Below are 10007 nucleotides of genomic sequence, written 5' to 3'. Positions count from 1 at the left end.
ACGTTCGCCAACGGCTCATCATGGAATTGGATCACACCATCGCGCCAGCCGTTGTAAATAGCAGCATCAGTTTGCGTAGTTTCAAATGTTTCTTTCCCTGCCACCCATACAGAGCGCTGGTTGGGCAGCAGCGTTACCGACTGACCGTTGTTACTGGAAAAGCGCACCTTACCCGTAGCTACCGTTACAGCAACAGGTATATGTTGATAGGCTTCGATATTAAAAGAAGTACCCAGCACACGCACATTGGTTTCCGGCGTATGCACAATGAACGGGCGCGACGGATTTTTAGCGACATCGAAGAAGCCTTCTCCTTCCAGCCATACTTCCCGTATTGAATCTGCGCCCCATTCTGCAGGCACTTTCACCGACGATCCGGCGTTCACCCATATTTGTGTACTGTCAGGCAGCGTAACCAGTTTACGCTGACCGTTAGGCACGTTGTAAGTAACCAAGGCAGCTACAGTATTTTCAGGCGATTGATGTAAGGAAGGATATAACCACCAGGAAAGGCCGATGAGTATGGCAACCGCGGCTGCCATACCAACTTTCGGCCAGAGTTGGAATATGCCGCGCGAGGGTTGTTGGGAAGGGGCGGGCAACTTCGTTTTAAAATCCTGCCAGGCATCCATAGCGTAGTAAGGGGAGGATGGGTCGTGCTGGTCTTTGTGTACACGGCGGAGCCAGGGAATAAGTGCAGCATAAGCCGCTTGTTCTCTCGTCAGTATTTCCCATTGAGTTGATTCTTCCGATGTGGCAGTGCCGGCCACTATTTTATCGATAAGGCTCCAGTCCAGTTCATTCTCTGTTAGCATAGGTATTACCGGGATTTGCCGCCCCTTATTCATAAAGAGACATCAAAAGGGCTTAGCGGCCCATCCGTCCATGTTAACTGAATATTAAGTCTGGTTACGATCTTGAATAAAGCAGGAAAAGCACCAACGACAAGCTTTTTAACTGCAGCATGGCGCGGTACACCTGGTTCTTCACCGTTTTTTCAGAAAGTCCGAGTTGTTCGGCGATCTGGGCGTAAGAAAGGCCTTCAATTTTGTTTAGCTGGAAGATGTGGCGTCTTTGGGGCGGTAGTTGGTTGATGTAAGTGGCGAGATAGTCTGCGCTGGCGTAGCGGTCCTCATCGGGTTCATCGAAGCCACTGGCCTCAAACTCGTTTACAGTTTCGGGCGTAAGTTCCACCGCGGCTGGTGTACGGCTGCTCGTTTTAAGGCGACGCAGCGTGCGGTGGCGGGTCATAGCAAGCAGGTATTGCCGTAAACTCTCTTTCACTTCTATGGACTGCCTTTTCTCCCAGAAGGTTAAAAACACGTCTGATGCCACTTCCTGGCCGTCTGCTTCACTTTTAAGCAAGGCGGCGGCGTAGCGGCTTAAGAGGCGGTAATAACGCAAAAACACCACTTCCAGGGCCTTTTCGTCGCCCTGACGGATGGCGTTCAGTAAAAGTGATTCTGCGGCGGCGTCCAGCATTGGGTTTCGAGATAAATCCACACGAAATTAGAAGGAATAATGATTTGTTGATAATAAATAATTGTAACCTGCCTGAGAGGGCGAACGGCTGCACCCTGTTGCACAATAAAAGTTTAAACCCTACATTTAGCTGTTGCGGTACAATCTACATGATCAGTTGCCGTGTACTTTTATTAATCGCTACCCGGCTTTGGTTTACGCCCGTCAATTTAATTACCATGCTTACAGGCTCGTCCTCCCTTTACGTTTTGTGTTCTGCTTTTACTGTGCTATTATCTACCTGCTGGCAAAAAACATCGGGTTTAAAAGAAGAGGAGAAGACGTTCCATGCCGGGCCGCCTGCCGGGCAGAGCGGATTTGGCACCACCTTTTTCACACTGCACAAAGATGGCAAATACCTGTTTTGCCAGGGCGACTTTATGAACCCCGGCTGTTATACCGGCGACTTCATTTTATCAGGCGACACCATAACACTCCTTGGACTACGGCAGCACAAAAATATTCCGGCTAATAAATTCTTAATTATCCGCTATGCACAAAAGGATAGCAGCTATTGGGAATGGAAATACCCCGACCACAAAGCCGACTGGAAAAGTATGTATAAAAGCGACCGTATTACCGACGCCACCGGCGATGTATGGCCACTTGAACAGAACGGGAAACCCGTACGCGACAGAAAAAATCATTTCATTATCAGGCTGGATAGTTTGAAGTATAATTAATAGCCGATACGCAACAATGTAAGCTACTTTTCGTTTGGCGTTTATTTTCCTATCACTTCTTTTCGATGCGCAACTCCCCAAAGCTGTAAAGTATCGAGTACCTTTTCCAGTGATCTGCCGTGTTCAGTGAGTGCATATTCCACTGTAGGCGGAAAACTGTCGATCACCGTTCTGCTAAGGAGTTTATTGGCTTCAAGTATTTTCAGTTCGCGCGATAATGTTTTGTCAGTAATGCCATTCACTTCGCGGGCAATTTGTGTAAAACGTTTAGGGCCTTTTGATAAGGAAAATAAAATCAGTAATTTCCATCTGCCTTCTACTGCTTCAAGGGCATCTTTGATAAAAAGAGCGCTCGCAGGACATGTACCGTCTGTCAGCATAAATTCAGTATTAGTTTGATAACCGTGCCATTACTATCCATGAGGGAAGTGAGGTCTGGCCGCGTAACAAATATAACTACGTTTGCCTAAACAAATCAGGGATATGACCAAGCCTCTAAATGTAATACTATGGACACTACAGGTGATACTGGCCACGCTGTTAATTTGGGCAGCCGCCATGAAATTGTTCCAGGCACCCGCAAAGCTTGCAGAGATGTGGCCCTGGGCGGGAGAAGTAACGGCATTGCTGGTAAAATTCACCGGCGTAATAGATCTCGCAGGCGGATTGGGGCTCCTGCTTCCCGGATTATTCAGAATGAAGCCAGGCCTAACAGCAGTAACAGCATTCTGCATTGTAGCACTGATGGTTTGCGCCACTGTATTTCACATAATGCGGGGAGAAGCCGGAGCTATCGGGTTTAATATTTTCGTTGCGCTGGTGGCGGCATTCATTGGCTGGGGACGTTTAAAGAAGATATGACTGTGGATTGGCTGCGTTGTAAGGGCGAGGGGGGCAACTACTGTCGTAAAACATTGACGTTGTTCTCTACCAGGTACGGGGCATAGCAGCCAGAACAGCAATTAAATTTCAATGTATCTTAAAAACAAGAACGCCTCGCAACTTTGCGAGGCGTTCTTTCAGTCGGGATGGCAAGATTCGAACTTGCGACCTCCTGCTCCCAAAGCAGGCGCGATGACCGGACTACGCTACATCCCGAATTTTACTCCGGTTTTTTTGTCGTAAGGGAGAAACGTAAAGGTAATTCCATACAGCATCAATCCATTGACGCTGCAAATATACAAAACTTTAAACATTATCAATGATTTAACCCATACTTTATTAATCACTGGAGGCCGAACAATCTCCAGTCCTTCAAATTTCCCTCATCATATGAAACGGAAGACAAGCCCATAAAATGTGCGCCCGGCGAGTTCGAAAAAAACACAAACCGCCTTCCTCCCCGATACAGGCAACATACCGACAGATATCAAACAAAAGTATTTGAGCGCTACCTTAAGTTGTACGCAGATTATTACGGCAATCCTGAAAATCGCGCCAGTACGCGCTGCAAATGGACACCAGTACTAAAAGTAAACCCTGGGTAACCGGATCAATATCCGGCCATCAATGCTTAATAATGGTGAATAACCCTACATACATATTCTCTAACTTAGAATCGTAGCGTTGCCCTTGTGTTTGTGCGTCCCCGGCTTCCCGGAATTATGATGATCGTATACCCATTTCCTGCATACTTTATGCAGGTCGACTTTGTTTTGTTTCACCTTCAATAAACCCACTTAACATGAAAAGAAAATTGTATTGTGCTTTGGCTGCTATCGTACTGGCATTCGTTGTTGTTGTTTCTTCACACTACCCTGCTGCCAAAGCAGCCACCACAAAAGCAGCTGTGCTGGAAAAGCAATATTGCGCCTGGATGATGATCCCCGGTAACCTCACTGTTAAAGTAAAATTCATTAACATCGGTACCCAAAACTATCTCGTTGGTGTGTACGACCTCAACGACCAGTCACTGGCACCTGCAGGCGGCACATTAGCCTCCGTGAACCCCGCTGTACAATCGGTATTTACAGGTACGATATGGTATGTACAAAACGGTGTTAGCAAAAGTGGAACTGGTACTTTGTATTCTTTCTCGTGTGTGCATTAACTTTTAGCGACAAAGGCTGCCGGTTTTAATTTTAAACAGGCAGCCTTCGTTTATGCAGGCAACCGAATATCTTACCATCTCCGGTTCAACGCATAACTAAATTAATCTGTCCCTGCCAGCGGATTGCCCTTGCCGGGAGGCGTACAGACGTTGTACCGCCGGGGCTAGCATAAGTGATACCCGAAATCATTAAGAGTAGAATGAGAATATTTTTCATCCTTCGTTTTCTCTGAATTCGCCAAAAAAAGTTCTCCGCTCCACCTGCACTACACCGTTCGTACGAAACGCATGTAGTGGTTCACTGTTACGCCTGCCGGCTGCATATCGGAAGTCATAGTTAAATATCCAAATCCGGTTAGCAACTCAAAAACAATAAGCCTTTTCAACATGGCTTATTTGTCATTTGGGGCAATTCAGCTAATAAACATGTGATTTTACTTTGGCAGGAAATTCAAGAAAGAAGGGTAATATAAAAGGGGCATAAAACTCAATAATCATTTCCTTACCCCATTTCCAATTCAATTTAAACAATGAGAAGGCGGGGATATTTCTTCCGCTATCATTTATCAGGTTACTAGCATGAAGGCATACAAACGCTACATAACAGCAAACATGCACAGCATATTGGAAGCAGGAATAATGCGGCACTTTTAAGCACTCCATACCGATCATTTTTCACCTGAATACCTGCTGCGGCACTTTTCAATATTTAGAAAAGCGCCGTGGAATACGCACATTACTTCATGCAATTCCGTAAGCATCACTAGTTCGAAGGGGTAAAAAAACGCCTGCATTTCGTGCAGGCGTTCCTAAGAATAATTTGGAGATCGGCATAAATTAAAAAAGGCTTTAAATCTACGATTTAAAGCCTTTTAGTTTTAGTCGGGATGGCAAGATTCGAACTTGCGACCTCCTGCTCCCAAAGCAGGCGCGATAACCGGACTACGCTACATCCCGGACTCTTTCCGGTATTCAGCGGTGAGGGAGGGATTCGAACCCTCGGTACAGTTTGACCCGTACGCCGGTTTAGCAAACCGGTCCTTTCGGCCACTCAGGCACCTCACCGTATCCCGTTTGAAGGGGATGCAAAAATAGGAATTATTCTTAAATCTCCAAAAGCAAGTTGAAATTTTTCAAAATAAAAATGCCGGAACGTTGTCCGGCATCTTAATATCGTTGTTCCAGGAGGTGTTTCAGGTTGTTTTTACATGGCTGCAAGCTGCACTTTTTGCTGCAATTCCACGACGCTGTCACGGAAGGTATTGTCGGTATCCATCAGGTCTTTAACCGTCTGGCAGGAGTGAATCACCGTAGTGTGATCGCGGCCGCCAAAATGTTCTCCGATGGTTTTAAGAGAGTTTTTAGTAAACGATTTGGCGAGATACATAGTGATCTGGCGGGCCTGTACAATTTCGCGTTTGCGGGTTTTCTGCAACAGCTTATCATAGGGCACATCGAAGTATTCGCACACCATTTTCTGTATGCTCTCGATCGTAATTTCTTTGGATGATGTTTTAACGAATGATTTCAGCACGCGTTTGGCAAGGTCCAGGTCGATTTCCTTACGATTGAGGGAAGACTGCGCCAACAGGGAAATAAGGGCCCCTTCAAGCTCGCGTACGTTACTCTGGATATTATAAGCTACGTACTTGATCACCTCTTTAGGCATTTCCAGTCCGTCGTTACGCATTTTCATTTCAAGAATCTCCATGCGTGTTTCGAAGTCGGGCAACTGGATATCTGCACTAAGTCCCCAGCGGAAACGGCTCAGTAACCTTTCCTGTACGCCATCGAGATCTTTCGGTGGCTTATCGGAGGTTAGTATCAATTGTTTGCCAGACTGGTGCAGGTGGTTAAAGATGGCAAAAAACGCATCCTGTGACTTTTCTGCGCGGGCAAAAAATTGTATATCGTCTACGATCAGCACGTCGATGAGCTGGTAGAAGTGAATGAAGTCGTTAATAATATTGTTCTTCGAGTGATCGATAAACTGGTTGATGAACTTTTCGGCACTTACGTAAAGCACGGCCTTGTTTGGGGCCTGGCGCTTAACCTCATTACCGATAGCCTGCGCAAGGTGGGTTTTACCCAAACCTACGCCGCCATATATAACGAGTGGATTAAAGGAAGTTCCTCCGGGCTTATCGCTCACGGTTTTACCGGCGCGGCGTGCCACACGGTTGGAATCACCTTCGATGAACATCTCGAAAGTATAATTGGGATTCAGCTGCGAATCAATCTGCACACGTTTGATACCGGGAATTACGAACGGGTTCTTTACCGGGTTTTGGATGGTAAGTGGAAAATCCACTTCGCTATCCTTTTGGGGTTTAGAGAACTGCGTTGGCATATTCACTGTTTTGGGATGTTGGTGGGGCGTTCCATTCTCCACGACAATGCGATACTCCAGTCTTGCTTCTTTTCCTAATTCCCGTTTAATTGTTTTGCCCAACAAACCTACGTAGTGCTCTTCGAGATATTCGTAAAAAAACTGACTTGGTACCTGAATAGTTAAAACATTGTTTTCAAGCTTGATAGGTTTTATTGGTTCAAACCACGTCTTAAACGGCTGCCACTCCACTATATCCCTGATTATATTCAGACACCTTTCCCAAACTTGTTCGCAAGTTTTATTCATTTAGTAAAAAATAATTATTCGTTTATTAATTAGGGTGATCTCGAATACAAACTTTTCAACGTAGGCTGTTGAAAAATTATTTGACAGGACGACGAATATCTGTAGAAAATGTTGAAAAAAAAAATTTATCTAACCTTGTTTATTAATCTACAATTACAGAATGTCTATCCCCGGCCCGACCCTTTTGCTAATCCTCTCAAACCTCCATTGCATCGGGGTTCTAGCCTTCCCGGGTGCTAAACCCAATGCTAAATTATCCCCATGTTGCTCACAATCATTTTCATATGTTCATACACCATTTAATACAATACTACAGCATACCCGGTAAAATAATATTGGCCTGGCCAGTTACCGCTTCAGCTCCCTCCCGAACCACTTTATGAAGGTCCGTTTGGAGGGGCCGGATTGGGCCCTTGATTTACCGGGCCGGCAAAGGTCGTGCAAATTTAGAAGGATGCAAGCGTTTTTGTGTAATAACTTGTGGAAAAATTTATTTTCACCTGACGAAAGCGAATGACTTATCTTTGGCGCACTGAACTTTTTAAATCAATTTTGCTATGAGTTTTGAAATTACCGGAAAGCTGGTTGTAAAGTATAATACAATGCAACGCAGTGAAACGTTTAAGACGAGAGAATTTGTGATCGAGAAATCCGACGACATTAACGGCCGTATCATCACCAACTATATAAAGTTTCAGGCGGTTCAGGACAGAACAGCGATAGTTGATCGTTTTAACGAAGGTGAGACCGTTAAGGTTTACTTTAACATCAGGGGCACCCGCTGGGAAAAAGACGGCAAGGTGAACTACATTACCAACCTGGACGCATGGCGCATGGAAGCTATGATGCAGGATGGCTCCGGCGGCGACCGTATGCCGGATTACAACGCTCCTCAGGCTCCCTCCTTTAATGGTGGCGGCGCAACTGGCGGCGACGATCTTCCTTTCTAATAGAATTACCTCTCTATACAGAGCCGCGTTCCTCGGAGCGCGGCTTTTTTGTTGGTTACATAATAGGACTACACACATGTATATATAATATCCGCCTGATTCAATATGTCGTCCGTACACATCACCGGTTTGCGCATTCGCTTTTGCGACATCATGTCAGTATAACTGCCAACATCATCTATATCGGTGTATTAATCATTAACAAATCGCTTAACCGCCCATGCAGTTAAAATACGAGTACGTGAGAAGATGCGGGCCGCCCGTGAATGATGGTCGTTTTATCCGTTCTCCGTATATTTGCCCTGTTTTAGGATAAATACCTAACCAGTTCTAACATGATACAACAGGTTTCTCTCAAAGTGCTTCCTGCGGAAGCGTCCTCTCATGTCGCTATTACCCAGCACGCGGCAAAATCCCTGGGCATTAAGCCTTCTGCCATTACCGGCTACAACTTATTGAAACGTTCTATTGATGCCCGTTCCAGGCAACAGGTTTATTATGTATTGACGGTACAGGTATTTATAGATGAGCCCTTCCAGGACAGGCCGCACCTGAGCTTTGATTACGATACGCTGCCATCCACTGCGCCAAGTGCTATTATAATAGGTGCCGGGCCTGCCGGGTTATTCGCAGCCCTTAGGATGATAGAGCTTGGTATTAAACCGGTTATACTGGAAAGAGGTAAAGATGTACGCAGCCGCAGACGCGATCTTGCAGCCCTGAACAAAACAGGCATCGTAAACCCGAACTCCAACTATTGCTTCGGCGAAGGAGGAGCAGGCACATACTCTGACGGTAAACTCTACACCCGCTCCAACAAACGCGGCGACATCAACCGTATACTCCATATATTCTGCCACTTCGGTGCCACAGAAAAAATTCTGTATGATGCACACCCGCATATTGGCACCAATAAGCTGCCGCATATCATTACTGCGATGCGTGAGCAGATCGAGGCCTGCGGGGGCGAGGTACACTTCGAACAAAAGGTAAACGATCTTATTATCGACAACAGTACGGTCACCGGTGTAAAAACAATGAGTGGCAACAGCTATCACGCCAACCATGTTGTACTCGCCACCGGCCACTCCGCCCGCGACATCTTCATCATGCTGAATAACAGGCAGGTGCTAATTGAAGCCAAACCTTTTGCACTGGGCGTTCGTGTAGAACATCCGCAATGGCTCATCGATATGGCACAATACCATTGCACACATCGTGGCGACTTTTTACCTCCCGCCAGCTACAGCCTGGTTGAGCAGGTAGATGGACGAGGCGTATTCTCTTTCTGTATGTGCCCGGGCGGCATTATCGCTCCGGCAGCAACCGACCCGGGCGAACTTGTCGTTAATGGATGGTCGCCCTCCAAGCGCGATAACCCATTTGCCAACTCGGGTATGGTAGTTACAGTCGATGAATCTGACTTCGCACCATTCGCCCAACACGGCCCACTGGCGGCCATGTATTTCCAGCAGCACGTGGAAAAAAGTGCGTTTAATGCCGGCGGTGGCAATTTTGTGGCGCCAGCTCAACGTATGACCGACTTCGTAGAGAAACGTATCTCGTCATCACTACCCGAATGCTCTTACATACCAGGCCTGGCCAGCGCAGACCTTCGTACGGTGCTTCCTGCAGCGGTACACAAACGCCTGTCCGGAGCATTTAAAGCCTTTGGCAAAAAGATGAAGAACTATTACACGTCCGAGGCTGTATTGGTCGCTACGGAGTCCCGAACCTCTTCTCCTGTGCGCATCCCACGCGATACCGATACACTCATGCATCCGCAGATCAAAGGTCTTTACCCCTGTGGCGAAGGCGCCGGCTATGCCGGAGGCATTGTTTCCGCAGCGATGGACGGAGAACGGATAGCAGAAATGATCGGAGCAATGTCCAAAGTCTGACATACGATCCTATTACCATAACACCCTGACAAAAATCCCATGGCTAATTGTAGCTGTGTAGCTATTGCGTCATGCGGTGTTACTGCATTACCATGCAACAATCCCTGCACGAAGTTATACACGCAGCGTTATTTATATTACCTGCATACCCAACGGGTTGCAACAATTTAAGCCCCGGACGAACGTTATTCTAGCCAGTTGGCGCGAATACCCTAACAGGACTCACCATCCCCCCCCGCGCCTGACAACTTACCAGATTGAAGG

The 10007-nt window shown here is 46.6% G+C and carries 9 protein-coding genes and 3 tRNA genes; 5 read left to right on the top strand and 7 right to left on the bottom strand.

The window, feature by feature from the left end; translation table 11 throughout:
- The coding region (locus tag QZT80_RS23420; protein WP_295128099.1) for a FecR family protein at positions 1–815 on the bottom strand (815 nt) is incomplete at its 3' end.
- A 94-nt stretch (positions 816–909) separates the two neighbouring features.
- Positions 910–1482 carry a sigma-70 family RNA polymerase sigma factor gene (locus tag QZT80_RS23415; protein ID WP_295128096.1) on the bottom strand — a complete coding sequence of 191 codons (573 nt, stop codon included), beginning with the start codon at positions 1480–1482 and terminating at the stop codon, positions 910–912.
- Positions 1483–1700: 218 nt separating this feature from the next.
- On the opposite strand from QZT80_RS23415, the gene QZT80_RS23410 reads away from it, so the two are divergent.
- Positions 1701–2204 carry a hypothetical protein gene (locus QZT80_RS23410; RefSeq protein ID WP_295128093.1) on the top strand — a complete coding sequence of 168 codons (504 nt, stop codon included), beginning with the start codon at positions 1701–1703 and terminating at the stop codon, positions 2202–2204.
- A gap of 41 nt (positions 2205–2245) precedes the next feature.
- On the opposite strand, the gene QZT80_RS23405 is transcribed toward QZT80_RS23410, so the two are convergent.
- Complete coding sequence (locus QZT80_RS23405) at positions 2246–2584, bottom strand: helix-turn-helix domain-containing protein (RefSeq protein WP_295128091.1); 339 nt, start codon at positions 2582–2584, stop codon at positions 2246–2248.
- Between the two features lie 103 nt (positions 2585–2687).
- On the opposite strand from QZT80_RS23405, the gene QZT80_RS23400 reads away from it, so the two are divergent.
- On the top strand, positions 2688–3065 hold the full coding sequence (locus tag QZT80_RS23400; protein ID WP_295128088.1) for a DoxX family protein: 378 nt from the start codon (positions 2688–2690) through the stop codon (positions 3063–3065).
- Positions 3066–3227: 162 nt separating this feature from the next.
- Here the strand turns inward: QZT80_RS23400 and QZT80_RS23395 are convergent.
- Positions 3228–3302: transfer RNA gene (locus QZT80_RS23395), tRNA-Pro, on the bottom strand.
- Between the two features lie 586 nt (positions 3303–3888).
- On the opposite strand from QZT80_RS23395, the gene QZT80_RS23390 reads away from it, so the two are divergent.
- Complete coding sequence (locus tag QZT80_RS23390) at positions 3889–4254, top strand: hypothetical protein (protein WP_295128085.1); 366 nt, start codon at positions 3889–3891, stop codon at positions 4252–4254.
- Between the two features lie 882 nt (positions 4255–5136).
- Here QZT80_RS23390 and QZT80_RS23385 read toward each other — a convergent pair.
- The 3 genes from QZT80_RS23385 to dnaA form a co-directional block, all read right to left on the bottom strand.
- Positions 5137–5211: transfer RNA gene (locus QZT80_RS23385), tRNA-Pro, on the bottom strand.
- Positions 5212–5230: 19 nt separating this feature from the next.
- Positions 5231–5319 (bottom strand) — tRNA-Ser (locus QZT80_RS23380).
- A 139-nt stretch (positions 5320–5458) separates the two neighbouring features.
- The gene (gene dnaA / locus QZT80_RS23375; protein WP_295128081.1) at positions 5459–6892 is read right to left on the bottom strand and encodes a chromosomal replication initiator protein DnaA; all 1434 of its coding nucleotides are present in this window, start codon (positions 6890–6892) and stop codon (positions 5459–5461) included.
- Between the two features lie 557 nt (positions 6893–7449).
- Here dnaA and QZT80_RS23370 point away from each other — a divergent pair.
- Both QZT80_RS23370 and QZT80_RS23365 read left to right on the top strand, forming a co-directional pair.
- The gene (locus QZT80_RS23370) at positions 7450–7842 is read left to right on the top strand and encodes a DUF3127 domain-containing protein (protein WP_295128078.1); all 393 of its coding nucleotides are present in this window, start codon (positions 7450–7452) and stop codon (positions 7840–7842) included.
- 335 nt (positions 7843–8177) lie between these two features.
- The gene (locus QZT80_RS23365) at positions 8178–9743 is read left to right on the top strand and encodes an NAD(P)/FAD-dependent oxidoreductase (RefSeq protein WP_295128075.1); all 1566 of its coding nucleotides are present in this window, start codon (positions 8178–8180) and stop codon (positions 9741–9743) included.
- The last annotated feature ends 264 nt before the right edge of the window (positions 9744–10007 follow it).

Source organism: uncultured Chitinophaga sp. (assembly GCF_902168175.1).
In the GTDB taxonomy this organism is placed as follows: domain Bacteria; phylum Bacteroidota; class Bacteroidia; order Chitinophagales; family Chitinophagaceae; genus Chitinophaga.
Note: the sequence above shows the minus strand (reverse complement) of the source record. Positions and strands in the feature narration are given on the sequence as shown.